Genomic DNA, 17,482 nt, shown 5'->3' on the forward strand with positions numbered 1-17,482 from the left:
TTATTAAATTTCATTAAACCTATGATTATTATAACATTTAGTATTCCATTAAAGAAGGTGATTTTAGATTAATAATAGTAAATTTTCTAAAAAATCCGTAACCTAGTTTTAAACCAAGTTACGGATTATCTTTTTAAGAGTTCATGAAAATTTCTTCAAACTCTGCACCATCTATTTTTTCTTTTTCTAGAAGAGTTCCTGCAACAGCGTGAAGTTTTGATATATTTTCACTTAATAGTTCCTGAGCTTTTTCATAAGCCGCATCAATAAACTTTCTTGTCTCTTTATCTATTTCTGATGCTATCTCTTCGCCAAAGTTTCTTCCATGACCTAGGTCACGTCCCAAGAATACTTCCGAATGTTCTTCACCAAAGGATATAGGCCCTATGACATCACTCATTCCATATTCAGTTACCATTTTTCTTGCAATATTACTTGCTCTATCTATATCATTTTTAGCACCTGTGCTTATATCTCCAAGAATTAATTTCTCTGCTACTCTACCACCAAGTAGTCCTACCATATCATCTAAAAGTTTAGATTTTAAAGTGTAGCTTCTGTCTTCTTTTGGAAGGCTCATAGTATATCCGCCAGCCATTCCTCTTGGAATTATACTTATTTCATGAATAGGGTCAGAATTTGGTAAAAGCTTCATTACAACTGCGTGACCAGCTTCGTGATAAGCCGTCAGTTTTCTTTCATTTTCATTCATAACTCTGCTCTTCTTTTCTGTACCAGCTATAACTCTTGTAATAGCCTCTTCCATTTCTTCCATTGTAATTATTCTCTTATCTTTTCTAACAGCTAAAAGTGCTGCTTCATTAGCCAAGTTTTCTAAATCTGCACCAGTAAATCCTGGAGTTCTCTTTGCTAATACATCTAATTGAACATCTTCTGAAAGAGGTTTGTTTCTTACGTGAACCTTTAAGATTTCTTCTCTTCCCTTAACATCTGGTGCTCCAACTAGAATTTGTCTGTCAAATCTACCTGGTCTAAGTAGTGCTGGGTCTAGAATGTCAGGTCTGTTAGTAGCAGCTATCATAATGATTCCCTCATTAACTCCGAATCCATCCATTTCAACAAGAAGCTGATTCAAAGTCTGCTCTCTTTCATCATGTCCACCGCCAAGTCCGGCACCTCTTTGTCTTCCTACTGCGTCTATCTCATCTATAAATATAATACATGGCGCATTTTTCTTTGCCTGCTCAAATAAGTCTCTTACTCTTGATGCACCTACACCTACAAACATTTCAACAAAGTCAGAACCTGAAAGGCTGAAAAACGGAACATTTGCCTCTCCTGCTATTGCTTTTGCTAAAAGTGTTTTTCCTGTACCTGGAGGTCCTACAAGCAAGACACCCTTTGGAATTCTCGCTCCAACGTCTATATACTTTTTAGAGTTCTTTAAGAAATCTACGATTTCAGCAAGCTCCTCTTTTTCTTCATCTGCTCCTGCTACATCATTAAATGTAACCTTTCTGCTATCCGGGGTGGCCATTTTAGCTTTGCTCTTACCAAAGTTCATTACACCTCGGTTTCCACCTCCGCCACCTTGTGCCTGTTGCATAAACATAAACCAAAGTCCAAATAACATTATTATAAGGATTACTGTTGGAATTATGCTAATCCATCCTGGCAAAGTAGTTGGTTCTTCATATGATTCTGTAATAGCAGTATTTTCGTTAGCTCCAATAAATTGATATAATCTAGTAGATGGAACTATTGTCACAAAAGTCTTTCCTGAATTAAGAACTCCCTCTACAGTCATTCCATCTTCTTTAACTTCTATACTTTTTATATTATTTTGCTTCCATTCCTGTTGAAATTCGTTGAAAGCAATTGAATTGTTTGATTTATTAGTTTCCAATAGGAACATAGCTGATACACCCATAAGCATAAGAACTATTATCCATATGGTTAGGCTTGAAAATTTTTTCATAGGTTGCCCCCCTCTCTTTCTAGTAAAATCTCATTCTATAAAATTCTATCATAGTTGATTTTTCATTACAATAATGATATGTATGAATTATCTATAAACTTCTTCTTTCAATATACCTATATATGGTAAATTCCTATACTTTTCTGCATAGTCTAATCCATATCCTACTAAAAAGTAATCTGGAACTTCAAAGCCTAGATATTTAGCATCTATTTTTACAACTGTTCTTGCAGGCTTATTTAATAAGCAAGCTACTTCTACGCTGGCAGCACCCCTTCCTTTTAGATAGTCTATAAGATATTGAAGTGTGTTTCCTGAGTCTATTATATCTTCTATTATAACTATATTTTTCCCTTCAATTGAATGATCTAAATCCTTTAAAATTCTAACAACACCTGAACTCTTTGTAGAATTTCCATAACTTGAAACTGCCATAAAATCTATAGTACAAGGAATTGTTATTCTCTTCATTATTTCAGACATGAACATAACAGAACCTTTTAGAACACCAACAAGCATTAACTCCTTGCCTTCATAATCTCTGCTTATAGCATTCCCCATTTCTTCGACTTTCTTTCCTATTTCTTCTTCAGTAAAAACAATTTCCTTAATATCACTATTCATCATAAGTGGTATCCTCCCATTCAGCTTTAATCTCTAATATTTGTTTTGTATCTTTATCTATTTTAAAGTTATTACTAGTTCTATATCCTACAATCCATGTAATAACATTATCAAATAGCACTATTGGTGTTTTGTCTCTTTTTTCCTTTGAAATTTTCATATCCATGAATAGATCTTTAAGTTTTTTATTTCCTTTCATGCCATATGGGACAAATTTATCACCTTGTTCCCTCTGTCTTATAACTATATCACTATCTACTGGAAATTCAAAATATCTAGTATAATCATTTCCTTTTATATTTATGCTTTTATTCTTCATAATAAGCCTAATAAATATATTATAATTAAATATTTTACCCATGAATATACCTTTTTGTAATTGTTTCTCTTCAAAATTCTTTAAAGCTATTTTCAAAGGAGAATAATCAATAGTATCATCATTTTTCAATCTCAAAATTATATCCCCATATGCATTCTCCGCAACAATATTCATAGGTAAATTTATGTATTTACCTCCATTTGTCTTTTGCAAATCTATTATATCCAAAATATGAATCTGTTGAAAATTATTTAAGCTATTTACTATGTTCTCTATAGCTTTTCTAATTACTCTAGTAACTATAGCACTATGCTCTTTAAAACACTCTTTCCCTATTACTGCTCTTTCTTTAGAAAGTAATACATATTTTTCAAATGCCTTTTCAGTCATTTCATCCATATAACTATTATCTCTAGAAGTTATACTTGAAAATCTATTTAATGTATTTATTATATCTTCATTAAAATTCTTTTGAATATATGGTATAAGTTCCAGCCTAACCTTATTTCTCGCATAAATAGGCTCTAAATTTGTTTTATCTATCTTTGGATCAAGTTTCTTTAAATTGCAATACTTTTCTATTTCCGGTCTTGTTAAGCATAAAATCGGTCGTATATATTTACCATCCCTTATTGGTTTTATTCCTTCAAGACCATCCATTCCTGTGCCTCTCATAAGTCTCATTAAAATAGTTTCAGCTTGGTCATTAGCATTGTGTGCAAGTGCTATTTTATTTATATTTTCTTTTTTCTTTATATCATCAAAAAAATCATACCTTGCTTTTCTTCCTGCCATCTCACTTGAGATACCCAATTCTGAAGCCATATCTTCAACTTTAACTCGTTGAGAATAAAATCTAATATTTAGCTTTTCACATAAAAGTCTAGAGTATTCCTCATCATTATCTGCTTCTTCACCTCGTATGCAGTGATTTAAGTGAGCTGCAAGGATTTCTATATTCAAATCTTCTTTAAGTTCTTCTAAAATACTTAAAAGGCATACCGAGTCCGGACCTCCAGAAAGAGCTACAAGCACTCTATCACCTTTAGCTATCATAGAGTTTTCTTCTATATATCTAAACACTTTTTCTTTCATATTTTCACATCCTAAAACGTCATGATAAATATTATATCATATATTCATAAATTAAAATAAAAAATTAAAGTCTTAGAACTAATCTGACTAAAGACTAGTTCTAAGACTTTTTAATATAAACTATATATCTTTGATACGATTACAGTCATATCATCCTTAACCTTTGCGCCACTTAGTTCCTTAGCCTTATTTAATATATCCTCAGCTAACTCTTTAGGATTATTACATTGAATATTCTTCAAATAGTCAGCGACCCAATCTTTTCTTCCTGCATCTATAATTCCATCACTGAGCGTTAATATCATATCACCATGACCTATCTTTCTATCTATTATATCTAAATCAACTTTATCAAGAACTCCAATTGGCAGTGTCTTACATCTTATAGTCTCAACATCTTCTCCTGATTTTATAAAGCTCTCTCCAGCTCCAACTTTTATAAAGGTTACGTTTCCATCATATAAATCTATACTATTTAAGTCTAATGTAGAGAATTTTTCTTCTTCAGAAAATCTTATTCCCATTATAGAATTTACAGTATTTATAGTAGCTTCTCTTCCAAAGCCTGATTCTGCAAATTTTTCGATTAACTCTACAGAAGCCTTACTTTCCTTATAAGCGTCATATCCACATCCCATCCCATCACTAATTACCGTCATATATGTGCCATCAGCAAGCTTTTCAAAGCTATAGCTGTCTCCATTAAAAGCTTCTCCTTCTTTATTTAATTGCTGTACATAAGTTGCAACATGATACTTCGGTGTTTCTTCAAAAACTATTTTACACCTTCCAGTTTTTCCATCTATATTACATCCATCATCTCCTACGCACATAATTCTTTCACTAACTTCATTTACTAAAGGTAGAACTTGCTTTATACATTTTTGATTTCCACCACAGTGACATGCTTCCATGTTTATATGAAGCCTATTATATTTATCCTCATAGCATAAAATATCTTTTATTCCTAAATCCTTCTTATTTAATGCTTTCCTAAGAATCATTTCTAACTCTATATCAAAATTAACTTCTTTATCAAAATCCTCCATTATTCCATTTATAGTTGTAGCCATATTTCTAATCTGTCCAGATAAAAGTTCTCTTCCTTCACTTAATCTCTTTCTCCACATTTCACTGATTATATAACTGTTCACTATTTCCTCAGTCACCTTTGATAATGCTGTTCTTTTTATACACTTTCTCTCAATCTCCACAGGCATAACATCATTATCTTCTTGGTAGTTTTGTATAAGCTCACCAAAAGCCGCATAGGTGTAGTGAAATTCTCTTTTCCAACAAGTTGACCTCATATCACAGCTTCCACACACCTTATCAGCCAAATTTTCTATAAGTCCACTACTCTTCTTTTGCATGAAAATCTTATCATTATCAACCAAATCATTTAATGTTGTAGACATGTACCCTAATATATCCGAAAAACTATTTAACTTTTTATTGAAAGTTTCTTTTATCTTATCTATATAATCTTTCCCTATAGCTTCTTGTTTTCTTTCCCAATCAAATTCTAAAGACCATCTATCATAAATTCTTTCTGGTATCATAAGAAACATCCCCATATTTACAATACCTTCTAGAAGTTTTACATCTTCATTTATACCCGAATAAAATTTTAATATAGAAAATATAACTATATATGCAAGGGCTGTGAACCACTTTCCAGTTTCTTTAAACACCCCTACTATAAGACCACATACTCCATATATACTTATAAAATTCATCATGTTATTAGAAGACATTCCAACTATTATTCCCATAGCAACCCCTGCAGCCGCCCCTATAGCACTACCGTTTATATAAGCTATAATCATTATAAAAATAAGCCCAAATATATTTCTAAGGCTCATTCCAAAAATGCTCATTCCCCATGTACCTGAAATAACAAGACATCCTATTATTGTCATACTTATTATCTCTTCACTTGAAAATAAGTGTTTTGTTTTTAATTCTTTACTGCATAATAGAGCATAATCCATAATAAAATATATTGGAAAGATACATCCTAAATTAAATGTTGTCATTAAAACATTTATCCCCAAATTATAGCTATGCATTATATATCTATAAGCAATTATCTCTAAAAACATAAGTGAAAATATAGCAATGAGTTTCTTTTTGTGGGTACTCTTTGATAAAACATAGTTTAATACTCCTATTGTAATCAATCCCATTATATAAAGAGCTCCTTCATCAACAGCAGAAAATAAAGTTAAATATCCGATTAAGCTTCCACCTATTATTGAAAGCGAAAGCCTATTATCTTTACTCTTAACTATAGTTAGCGCTAATGCCACTCCAAAAGGTGCTGTTTCATTAATTAATATGGCTCTGCTCACAAACATGCTCAATATAAAATATATTATAATTTTATATAAATACGTAGCTTTTCTTCCTTGATTCTCTTCTTTAAAGACTTGTTCTCTCTTATAGGTATTAATTTCTGCTCCTATCTGCATTTCTAATCCCTCCCTGAAGTTAATGTTTCATAGACTCATTATATCAAACATGATTGGAAATAAATGTCACTTATTATCCTCTTATTCTAACTTTCGTTGGACAGAAATTCATATATATGTAAAAAACTAAACAACTAATTCACAACTATTTTATCCACAAGCATTTTGGATATTTGTGGAAAAATATTTTTATATCCACAATATATTGGTATATTTCATTCACTTTTATCTACATATTGTGGATATACTTGTGGATAACTTTTATTTGGAGATTTTTATTTTTTTTAACAAAATTGTCGTCAAAAATCAAACCTTTATATTTTTTGAAGATAAGTTTTAGGAACATGTCTTTTATTTCAAAGTTTCTTCATTTATTTCACTCTTAATAACTATTTATTTAATTTTTCCTCTTAAAATTCTTTTATTATTACAAATCAATCCATACATTCTCTCAATGTTGCAGCAATAATACTTACAAAGCAAAAAGATCTGCATGCTTAACTTAAAGCATACAGACCTTTTAAAGTTATTCTAGTATTTAAAATTAGTCATTTGTTACTGAAACGGTATCTATATCACATATAGAATAAACTGTAATATCTCCATTAGTATTATCTACTAACATAATCCCCTTAGAAGCCGCTAATACCTTCCCGTTAATAGGCTCTTGGCATGGTGAACATAACGTATTAATTTCAGTCTCAATACTTTCTACAACATTTTGACTTGTTGTATTAAGAGTTACATTGGTTAATGCATTGGTACTTGTTGTAGAAAGATTTGCAGAATCAACTACGTTCTTTGATGTTGTACTAAACAACTGATTAGCCGGCATACTATTTATACTATTGATAGATTTTATAGACCCTGTTTTTTCTGTAATATTTCCTACTACCTGAACCGATGTTGGAACATCAGGATTGTTTATTTGCTCCATCAAGACTGACTCAACAACATTTACAGGTAATGTCGCTGGTGTTATATCACTCAATACAGAAATCTTTGTTGGCTCTTCCGGATTGTTAATGTTTCCTGTTGTTACATTTCCTACCGTATTAACAGTTCCTTCTACTCCAGTTACTGATCCTATTACATCTACTGTTGTCGGAGTCTTTGGATTATTAATACTTGAAGTCGTCACTTCTCCTACTGTATCAACTGTTCCTTCCACTGCTGTTACTGTTCCTATTGCATTTACCGTCTTAGGAACATCTGGATTATTTATAGTTCCTGTTGCTAATGAAGTTACTGTATTAATACTGCCTGTATCCCCAGTTACCTTGCCTACAACATCTACTGTTGCTGGAATATCTGGAGCATTTATGGTTCCTGTTGTTACCTTATCTACTATTGTTACTGGTTCAGTGGTCTCTGTTATATTTCCAACTACCTTTAATGTAGTTGGAGTAGCCGGATTATTTATTATTCCCGTTGTAACTGTATCTACAGTATTAACTTTTCCTGATACACCACTTACCATTTCTACTACATCTATTGTTGTTGGAACCTCTGGAGCATTTATTGTCCCTACCGTCACTTTTCCTACCGAAGTAATCTTTCCTTCTACCCCTGTAGCAGTTTCTACTACTTCTACGGTAGTAGGGATGCTAGGATTGTTTATAGCTCCTGTCTTTACCGTTCCTAATGCATTTATTGAGTTTTTTGTTCCACTTACTGTTCCAATTGTATTTACAGTTGTTGGAGTTCCTGGATCATTTACCGTTCCTGTTGTCACATTTCCTATAAGGCTTCCTTTAGTAAAGACTGGCGCTATCGTCTTAACCACTTCTCCAGAATTTCCAGTAGCTGTTTCTACAAAATTTGAAGTAACTGGCGTTCCCAAATCACTCACTTCACTAACAGTCGGAGTCCCTGTTACATCTCCAAGTATATTACCAGCTGTTGGTAATACAAAATTTAAATTATTTCCGTTAAAAACAACAGGTTTTCCATTTACTACAACATTGAAATTTACATCATGTTCAGGCCAATTTTTTGCTGGATCTATAGTTCCAGCTGGTACTACTATCTGTAATTGCCCCGTACTTTCACATGTTATTGATGGTATCTGAGCCGAAATTGGTGTTACACTATTAACCGCTGTTAAACCAGATACAACTCCACTTATTGTTTTAGGATTTGTAAAAGAAGTTACTGCAGCACCAGTCGTTACATTTAAGGATTCCACTACTGTTGCTGGTGTTGTTGTTACTCCTGTCATAGCACCATTAGTTAAATTTACTTCATTGACATTTGTTACAACTGTTGTTGGTGTTGTTGTTATGGGTCCACTTACCGTTGCTGGGGTACTTGTTATTTCTGTTACCACTTCAGTTGATGCTGGTGTAACACTTGTTACCACTGTTGTTGGTGTTGTTGTTATTGGAGCACTTACTGTTGCTGAAGTGCTTGTTATCCCTGTCAATACATTTTCACTTGCAGTAGTTACCCCATTGACAACTGTTGTTGGTGTTGTTGTTATTGGGGCACTTACTGTTGCTGAAGTGCTTGTTATCCCTGTTACCACATCTTCACTTACATTAGTTACGCCTGTAACCACCTTAGTTGCTGTTGTTGTTACTGGAGCACTTACTGTTGCTGGAGTGCTTGTCACTCCTGTCACTACATCTGTATTCGTGGAAAGTATTCCTGTAACTACCTTAGTTGGCGTTGTTGTTATTGGAGCACTTACTGTTGTTAGCGTACTTGTTACCCCTGTCACTACATCTTCACTTTCTACAGCACCTTTAGTCAATACTGTTATTGGTGTCGTAGTTATTGGAGCACTTACCGTTACTGGTGTAGTTGTTACGCCTGTTAAAACATTTTCACTATTCTTTGTAACATTAGAAACCACTGTAGTTGGATTTACTGTAATTGGGGCACTTACTGTCGCTGGGGCACTTGTTATTCCTGTCAATATAGGTGCACTAACTTTGTCCACATCAGTTACTACTGTTGTTGGAGTAACACTTATAGGTGCACTTGCTATTGCAGAAGCCTTAGTTATTCCTGTTACTAAATCCTCTGATTCTATAGATACTCCCGTTACTACTGTTGTTGGAGTAACACTTATAGGTGCACTTACTGTTGCCGGAACAGACGTTATAGATAATACTAAGTCTACGTCACTTACTTCTACATTATTTACAACCGTTGTATTTGAAGGAATAACTGATGAAACTACAGATGCAGGTGTTGTAATTAATGCAGCAGAGTTTAATACAGAATTAGCACTGCTAGATATTGAAGTCGTTCCTACTACATCAACATAATTTACATTAGAAATTCCATTTATAGATTCTGTTTTTTCTAATCCACCTTCATAACTTACACTAGTTATATTACCCTTATTACATTTAATATATTGCTGCATCCCTTTATCACATTTTAATAGTTTCTGTTTATTAAATCCCATGCAGTATGATTCATTAAATTCTCCACAACCGTTATTACATTCACAACCGTTATTACATCCACAGCCATTATTATTACTCATTAATTTATTTAAAGCTAAAAAAAATAATTTTTGAAATTTAGGTTCTGCAAAGTTACTAGATAAAATATGAATTTTGGCTATATCACATATAGAGATATTTAAAGTACTACTTATCAATGATGTTTCACTTATCCTTATTGGATTTTCATTTCCATTCGTAAACTCTATAGGATAAGTCATCCCATTTTCTGTTGTAATTTCCGCAGTCACTCCAAAGCCTGGTATCTGTATATGATTTACCGCATACAAAATCGCTCTCAATACATTTCTAACGCTATAAGCACAGTTAAGTTCTCTTTTACGACTAGAACATTGTTCTTTTTCGCAGCACTCATTGCAATAACAATTTTCTGAAGCTTCAAATTCTTTAGTATTCATGAAAACATCCCCATTCTAAATAATTTAGCATAAACTGTTGATTGTTTAATTTTTCTTTGATTAAGTTGATAACTTTTTAGATTTTCATATTAATCTCTTAATATAAAATTAGTAAGTTTAAACGCGTTTATAACCAATAATTATTATATGTATATATTAATTATTGTGATAACTAATTAGAATTTTGTTTCAGAGATATTTTTCTTTTAAAATACTTTACAAAATAAAAAAACCTCAAAACTTGATTTCTCAAGAATTGAGGTCTATACACAAAATTGGTAGCGGAAATAGGACTTGAACCTACGACACTTCGGGTATGAACCGAATGCTCTAGCCAGCTGAGCTATTCCGCCATGTTGGTTGCGGAGGCAGGACTTGAACCTACGACCTTCGGGTTATGAGCCCGACGAGCTACCAGCTGCTCCACTCCGCGATATTAAAACAATGGTGCTGAAGACCGGAATCGAACCGGTACGGTGTTTTAGCACCGCAGGATTTTAAGTCCTGTGCGTCTGCCAGTTCCGCCACTCCAGCATGTTTATATAATAAACTTAGCTATAGCTATTAGGTTATTAACAAAATTGGTAGCGGAAATAGGACTTGAACCTACGACACTTCGGGTATGAACCGAATGCTCTAGCCAGCTGAGCTATTCCGCCATGTTGGTTGCGGAGGCAGGACTTGAACCTACGACCTTCGGGTTATGAGCCCGACGAGCTACCAGCTGCTCCACTCCGCGATATTAAGATAATGGTGCTGAAGACCGGAATCGAACCGGTACGGTGTTTTAGCACCGCAGGATTTTAAGTCCTGTGCGTCTGCCAGTTCCGCCACTCCAGCATGTTTATTATCTTGCTGTTGCCTTACGACATGTTTTATTATATATCATGTTTTTTATAGTGTCAACATGTTTTTTTAACTTTTGTAAAAAAAAATTTGTTTTGTTGATATACTTTTAAAGCGTATGTTACAAAAGCTCTAAGCAATGCTTAGAGCCATAATATTAGCCTATACTTTTTCTACTATAATTTTTGCCACGTGATTCTTGATGCTTCTTTATATCTTGAAATCTTTCTTCACTATCCTTTAAAAATTTTGACATGATATCTTCAAAATTTTTAGTAGAAGTCTTAGGCTTTTCAGCACTCCAATCAATTTCAGCAGGTCTTGCTGATTTTTTATTTATATTAGCTTGCTTTATTGATAAGCTTATCTTTCCCTTGTCATCTATAGAAATGACTTTTACCCTTACCTTATCTTGCTCTTTTAAATACTCTCTGATATCCTTGACAAATGTGTCTGCAACTTCTGATATATGAACCAGCCCAGTCTTTCCTTCGATTTCTATAAAAGCTCCAAAATTGGTAATGTTAACTACTGTTCCCTCTAAAATGTTTCCTGCCTTTAAGGTCATATTAAAAAGACTCCTCCTTAAAATATTAATAATATATTATTTTATTTTTTGACTTGAATTATGGTGATTTTAAACTATCATCATTGAGTACAGGCACTTCTCCCGGCTTTATATAACCAAGTCTTTCTCTAGTCATTCTTTCAAGATAAGCATCAGTCTTTGAAAATTCTACTTCTTCCTGCAATTGTGCATTCTTATCCTTAAGCTCTTCTAATTGTTTTTCTTGCGCTGTAATCTCTTGATTAATCTTAGTAATCTTTATTTGTTGAGCAATAACACTAACTATAGCATATAAAATAACTAATGTTAATACTAACTTCTTTAAAGTAAATTTCTCTCTCATCTTAATCCCCCACCAAAAGAGATTATTTTATAATAAATCTATTATAATTATATTGTAAATTCTATTCAGACTTTATTCAAGTTATTTTTCATCATTATATATCTTTTTTCTGGTAATCCCTATTATAAAACAATAACTTAAAGGGATAAGATATCTGCTTCCCTATAACCCTTATCCCCTTATATATACTTCTAAATGTCTTATAATAAAACTTTCTCAAAATTTTACTAAATAGTCTTAGATACAAAAGTATCCCCATACCTATAGATATATATACATAAGCACTTACGAAAGCATAGTTTGTGTTAAGTAGGAATATAAACACAACTATTGTTGCTAAAATCCAAAACAATATATCCTCAATTATCATTACTATTTTAGAAGTTGTAAAACCTCTATATAATCTATATAAATCAAACATGATACCGGTCAGTACCCCTGCTAATATACTAAATATAACTATTTTTACTTGTAATGTCATAGTTAAAACCATATCATCACCTACTTAAACAGCCTTTTTAATATTGATCTATTATCAACCTTTTCATTTGCTCCTGTATATACGCATGAGTTCACCGTTCCTACTATAATCACTTCACCGTTTTGGACATCTAGTTTATTCATCTTTAACCCTTCACCTTTTATATGAAGTCCACCATGATTTGTATTCAATATAATTTTTTCATCATCAAAACTTATTACTTCTACAACTCCAGTGATAGATAACTTTTTTCTATTTTCTAATGTTAAATTACCCTTCTTCTCATCTATTTTTACTTCTTTTTTTCCTTCCATATAAAAACTATTCCTCCAAACATACTTCAATACAGTATATGAAAGAATACCTTTATATATTACTCTTCTTTATCTTCTTCGCCTTCAAGTATCTCATACATATCTTTAGCATCATCTTTTCTTACGTGCTCAGCTATATTTAATATTCTTGCTTTAATATATTTATTTGCAAAAGCTATTTCTATTATATCCTGTTCCTTAACATCTGTTCCTGCTTTTGCAACTTTTCCATTTATAGATACTCTTCCGCTGTCACATGCCTCTTTTGCTACTGTTCTTCTCTTTATTATTCTAGAAACTTTTAAATATTTATCCAAACGCATATAAAATCTCTCCCTTCTTTAACTTTATATAACAAAAACCCGAGGGTTCCCCCCGGGTTAAAATAGATAGAAATTATTTGTTTACTCTATCCTTGAACTCTTTTCCTGCTTTGAATACTGGCATTGTAGATGCAGCAATCTTTATTTCTTCTCCAGTCTTTGGATTTCTTCCAGTTCTTTCTGCTCTTTCTCTTGTTTCAAAAGTTCCAAATCCAACTAATTGTACTTTATCTCCGCTTTCTAAAGCTTCTTCAACACTTTCTACGAAGGCTTTAAGAGCTGCCTCTGTTTGTTTCTTGTTTAACTCGCTTTTGTCTGCCATTCTTGAAATTAAATCTGCCTTGTTCACTTGTTTTTCCTCCTTAAAATTAGAGTATATATAGGAATTATATATATAACTCCCTCATTTTTTATTTTCATTAACTCACATTATCATATTATATATCTATTTGCGTGTATAGTCTACAAGTAAATGTCATATATATAACTTTTAACATGAGATAAGTTTCATTTAAATTATATTCTGCATATATTTTAAAAATCCTTCTCAAATTAGTTATTTTCCTAGTTTTTTTGCTTTATTCCATAGTTCATCCATTTCTTCTAGAGTCATGTGCCTAATATCTTTATTTAAAGATACCGCATTTTCTTCTATGTAAGCAAATCTTTTAATAAATTTTTCGGTAGTATTTGTAAGAGCTTCTTCTGGGTTAATCTTAAGAAATCTAGCAACATTTACTATAGCAAAAATCAAATCCCCTAGTTCTTCTAATATTCTTGCCACCTCTTTACCTTTATATACCTCTTTTAATTCAAAAAGTTCTTCGTCAACCTTTTTCATAGCATCATCAACATTATCCCAGTCGAAACCAACTTTAGCAGCCTTCTTTTGTACTTCTTCCGCTCTCATAAGAGCAGGTAATGATTTGGCAATATGCTTAAGCTCTTCTGTGTATGAAGTGTATTCTTTTTCCTTCTTCTTTATATCATCCCATTTCTCAAGAACTTTTTCAGTTGAATCTATGTCGTCTTCTCCAAATACATGAGGATGTCTATCAACCATCTTTTTGCATATTCCTTCTATAACATTCTTCATAGAAAAGAATCCTTCATCTTTTTCTATATCTGCTATAAATACTATTTGGAATAACAAATCTCCAAGTTCTTCTGCTATAGCATCATCATCTTTATCTTTTATAGCCTCTATGACTTCATAGCATTCATCAATAATATATCTTTTTAGAGAATCTAAATCTTGTTCTCTATCCCATGGACACCCATCAGGCCCTCTAAGGATAGATGTAATATTCAAAAGATCATTAAAGTCAACTGTAGCATTCTCATCTTTAGGTATGTATAGTGATGTGAGATAATCTATATCTTCCTGTCTATCTATCTCATATATCTTTATCTTTCGTATAGATTCAATTTCCTTTACACCTGCTGCCCTAACAAAATATATATCCATATCATCATTATAATATTCACCTAATTTTAATTTTACTTCCGATGCTATATATTTATCATAAACTTGAGTTATTATAAGACCACATCTCTTGTCTAAGGTCTGATAATTCATATCAAATGCATCTATTATCTTAAGTCCATCTACAGGGTCTACAGCTAGAGTCTCCATCATAACATCAACAAAACTCACTGCTGGATAAACTTTATACTCTATCTCGTTTTCAATGCATTTATCTATGATAAGTTTTACAGATTTTTCTGCTACAAGTGGGTGTCCTGGCACAGCATATATAACTTCTTCTCTCTTTGCTTTCTCGATTATATCTTCTGCTATGAAATTGTAAACTTCATCAAAGCTATCAAACTTTTCATAGGCAAAGTCATAAGTACTGTATTCAATGCCCATTTCTTTTATATAATCTATGGTTGGATGCTTTTCTGTTCTAAAATATTTTTTAGAGGAATCCCTTAATATATTTATGGTCCCCAAAGTCAAAGCTTCAGGAGAACCTGGTCCTAAACCAAGTATTTTTATCATGAAGTTTTCTCCTTATTTCTAAAAAGTTTCTCTTTTATATAATTATAGCTAAAAACGCCTAAAATTATAATAAGCACTACATATATAATAATACCTAAAAATATAGATATCAAGCAAGCAAGGCTACTTCCTACATAATTATTCCTTAAAAATGTGAAAGATGCTATGACCCCAATTATCATAACAAGGCTTGCAAAAGCTGGTTTTATAAGAACATCATTTAGATTCACCTTAACTTGAAGCTTCTTCTTCATAAAACTATAATTAAGCATTGCTGCAACAATATAAGCAGAAACTGTTGCAATTACAGCTCCATATATATTAAGTGATTTGACAGGCACCAAAAACCATGTTAGAACTATTTTTACTATACATCCTATAAAAAGATTTAAAACCGGTCTGTAGATATGACCAGTACCTTGTAGTATTGATGTTGTAGTCTGAGCTAAAATTATAAATAATATAGAAAATGATAAATACTTTAATATCTCATACCCATCTGCATGTCCAGGGAAAAGCATGTTCATTATAGGGTTTGCTAAAGCATATAATCCTAACACTGATGGCAACCCTATTGCAAATGACAGCTTAAATGACAAAGATATTTTCTCAAATACTTCTTGTTTTCTTCTTAGGATAAACGCTTCTGATATTATAGGAACAAGGGATGCTCCTAATGCTATAGATATAGTTAACGGAATATTTACTACCACTGATGCCTTTCCTGAGAGCTGACCAAATAGCATGGTAGCTTCTTTATGAGTAAAGCCTGCACTTAAAAGTTTTTGTGGAACTAGTAAAGAGTCAATAAGAGACATTATAGTTCCTACAGTTGCCCCTAATGAAATTGGTATAGCTGTATAAATAAGCTTGCCCATCACTCCAACGTCACTTTTAAACTTATATCCTCTAGGAAATAACCTACGTCTTTCTTTATTAAACATTTTTGTTAAGTATATGCAGGCTAATATTCCTCCTGCAGCAGCTCCGAAGGCTCCCCCTCCTGCTGAAAATTCAATTCCATTTGGCAAAAGTAAATAAGCTAATCCTACTCCTACTATTACTCTTCCTATTTGTTCTATTATTTGAGATTTAGCCGTAGGATTCATGTTTTGAAGTCCTTGAAAGAATCCCCTGTAGCAGCTGACTATAGATATGAACATAGGTGCAAATGCTATTCCTATGATTGAATAGTAAGCCTTAGGATCCCATTTTAAAAATCCTATTATAGGTTTCGCTAATAATAAGAGACACAATGTACCTCCCACTCCAAGCATGCCCATAAATATTAAAGATGACTTTAATATCTTTCCTATACCTTCTTTATCATTCATAGCATTTCTTTCAGAAACTAGCTTTGATATAGCTACCGGTCCTCCTGATGCTATACCTATAAAAAACATATATAAAGGATATGACATTTGGTAATACCCGATTCCTTCGTCACCTATGAGCATTATCAGCGGCCATCTAAAAAAAAGTCCTAAGAACTTTGCTATTATTCCAGCAGCCCCAAGTATTAATGTTCCCTTAAGCAAAGATTGTTTTTTCATATACCCTTCTCCTCTTCTATAATACTATTAGTATTTCTATTTTAAAATTTGATGTATTATTACTAAATTTTATTTGGAGGGTATATATTTAATATTTATGTCAATAATTTTAAAAGAAAAAATAAATGGCAGCATGCTGCCATTTATTGTTCCATTTGTTTTCCTAAGAAGGCTGATGCTGTTTCTGCTAGTTTCAATTCTAATTCTCCAAACTTCTCCCCTGATTGTTTGGATATGATTGCTACTGCACCAATAGCATCGCCTTCTGCTATTATAGGAGCTATTACTTGAGTTGAATACTTTTCTGCAATTTCTTCTTCACTATAAAGAGATATACTCTTACTACTTCCTCCTTCTCCTAATATAATAGCTTTTCTATCATCCATTACTTTTTCTAAATCATCGCTTATTTTCTTTTCTAGATAATCTTTCTTTGGAGCTCCGCTCACTGATATAAATGCATCTTTATCTGCAATCAAAACTATATGTCCAATTGATTGTTGTAATGACTCAGCATATTCTCTTGAGAAATCAGAAAGCTCGCCGATTGGAGAATATTTCTTTAGTATAACTCCTCCTTCTCTATCAGTAAAAATCTCTAAAGGATCTCCTTCTCTGATTCTTAAAGTTCTTCTTATTTCTTTTGGTATAACTACTCTTCCAAGATCATCTATTCTTCTTACTATGCCTGTAGCTTTCATTATTTTACCTCCTTGGATAT

General features: G+C 32.5%; 14 protein-coding genes and 6 tRNA genes. All 20 read right to left on the reverse strand.

All coding sequences use genetic code 11. The features are described from left to right. Positions 1-133: 133 nt before the first annotated feature. The 20 genes from ftsH to spoVT all read right to left on the reverse strand — a co-directional run bounded on the left by ftsH (position 134) and on the right by spoVT (position 17,462). Positions 134-1,939, reverse strand: coding sequence for an ATP-dependent zinc metalloprotease FtsH (gene ftsH, locus KQH81_RS15915; protein WP_027639687.1), 1,806 nt, complete (start codon positions 1,937-1,939; stop codon positions 134-136). An 87-nt stretch (positions 1,940-2,026) separates the two neighbouring features. Next, a complete protein-coding gene (gene hpt, locus KQH81_RS15920) occupies positions 2,027-2,563 on the reverse strand; it encodes a hypoxanthine phosphoribosyltransferase (RefSeq protein ID WP_027639686.1) in 537 nt (178 codons plus the stop codon). Beyond that, complete coding sequence (tilS, locus tag KQH81_RS15925; protein ID WP_099336494.1) at positions 2,556-3,977, reverse strand: tRNA lysidine(34) synthetase TilS; 1,422 nt, start codon at positions 3,975-3,977, stop codon at positions 2,556-2,558. The genes hpt and tilS overlap by 8 nt, the downstream gene beginning before the upstream one ends. A 110-nt stretch (positions 3,978-4,087) precedes the next feature. Continuing rightward, on the reverse strand, positions 4,088-6,451 hold the full coding sequence (gene spoIIE / locus KQH81_RS15930) for a stage II sporulation protein E (protein WP_027639684.1): 2,364 nt from the start codon (positions 6,449-6,451) through the stop codon (positions 4,088-4,090). Positions 6,452-6,995: 544 nt separating this feature from the next. After that, the gene (locus tag KQH81_RS15935) at positions 6,996-10,328 is read right to left on the reverse strand and encodes a beta strand repeat-containing protein (RefSeq protein ID WP_230028495.1); all 3,333 of its coding nucleotides are present in this window, start codon (positions 10,326-10,328) and stop codon (positions 6,996-6,998) included. A 276-nt stretch (positions 10,329-10,604) separates the two neighbouring features. Further along, positions 10,605-10,681: transfer RNA gene (locus tag KQH81_RS15940), tRNA-Met, on the reverse strand. 4 nt (positions 10,682-10,685) lie between these two features. After that, a tRNA-Met gene (locus tag KQH81_RS15945) sits at positions 10,686-10,761 on the reverse strand. 12 nt (positions 10,762-10,773) lie between these two features. Continuing rightward, positions 10,774-10,862: transfer RNA gene (locus KQH81_RS15950), tRNA-Leu, on the reverse strand. A gap of 48 nt (positions 10,863-10,910) precedes the next feature. Next, a tRNA-Met gene (locus KQH81_RS15955) sits at positions 10,911-10,987 on the reverse strand. A 4-nt stretch (positions 10,988-10,991) separates the two neighbouring features. Then, positions 10,992-11,067: transfer RNA gene (locus tag KQH81_RS15960), tRNA-Met, on the reverse strand. Between the two features lie 12 nt (positions 11,068-11,079). Beyond that, positions 11,080-11,168, reverse strand: a tRNA-Leu gene (locus KQH81_RS15965). Between the two features lie 163 nt (positions 11,169-11,331). Then, positions 11,332-11,742 carry a S1 domain-containing RNA-binding protein gene (locus KQH81_RS15970; RefSeq protein ID WP_027639682.1) on the reverse strand — a complete coding sequence of 137 codons (411 nt, stop codon included), beginning with the start codon at positions 11,740-11,742 and terminating at the stop codon, positions 11,332-11,334. Positions 11,743-11,800: 58 nt separating this feature from the next. After that, positions 11,801-12,085, reverse strand: coding sequence for an FtsB family cell division protein (locus KQH81_RS15975; RefSeq protein ID WP_027639681.1), 285 nt, complete (start codon positions 12,083-12,085; stop codon positions 11,801-11,803). Positions 12,086-12,179: 94 nt separating this feature from the next. Further along, entirely contained in the window at positions 12,180-12,566 is a 387-nt protein-coding gene (yabQ, locus tag KQH81_RS15980) for a spore cortex biosynthesis protein YabQ (RefSeq protein WP_206153173.1), read from the reverse strand. 20 nt (positions 12,567-12,586) lie between these two features. Next, on the reverse strand, positions 12,587-12,880 hold the full coding sequence (yabP, locus tag KQH81_RS15985; protein WP_027639679.1) for a sporulation protein YabP: 294 nt from the start codon (positions 12,878-12,880) through the stop codon (positions 12,587-12,589). A gap of 59 nt (positions 12,881-12,939) precedes the next feature. Further along, on the reverse strand, positions 12,940-13,203 hold the full coding sequence (locus tag KQH81_RS15990; RefSeq protein ID WP_027639678.1) for an RNA-binding S4 domain-containing protein: 264 nt from the start codon (positions 13,201-13,203) through the stop codon (positions 12,940-12,942). A 73-nt stretch (positions 13,204-13,276) separates the two neighbouring features. Then, entirely contained in the window at positions 13,277-13,582 is a 306-nt protein-coding gene (locus KQH81_RS15995) for an HU family DNA-binding protein (protein ID WP_267890574.1), read from the reverse strand. 177 nt (positions 13,583-13,759) lie between these two features. Further along, a complete protein-coding gene (gene yabN / locus KQH81_RS16000) occupies positions 13,760-15,208 on the reverse strand; it encodes a bifunctional methyltransferase/pyrophosphohydrolase YabN (RefSeq protein ID WP_099336492.1) in 1,449 nt (482 codons plus the stop codon). Next, entirely contained in the window at positions 15,205-16,761 is a 1,557-nt protein-coding gene (locus KQH81_RS16005; protein WP_027639675.1) for a putative polysaccharide biosynthesis protein, read from the reverse strand. The genes yabN and KQH81_RS16005 overlap by 4 nt, the downstream gene beginning before the upstream one ends. A gap of 143 nt (positions 16,762-16,904) precedes the next feature. Continuing rightward, entirely contained in the window at positions 16,905-17,462 is a 558-nt protein-coding gene (gene spoVT / locus KQH81_RS16010; RefSeq protein WP_027639674.1) for a stage V sporulation protein T, read from the reverse strand. Positions 17,463-17,482 lie beyond the last annotated feature (20 nt).

It is taken from the genome of Clostridium cadaveris (assembly GCF_020911725.1).
GTDB classification, from domain to species: Bacteria; Bacillota; Clostridia; order Clostridiales; family Clostridiaceae; genus Clostridium_X; species Clostridium_X cadaveris.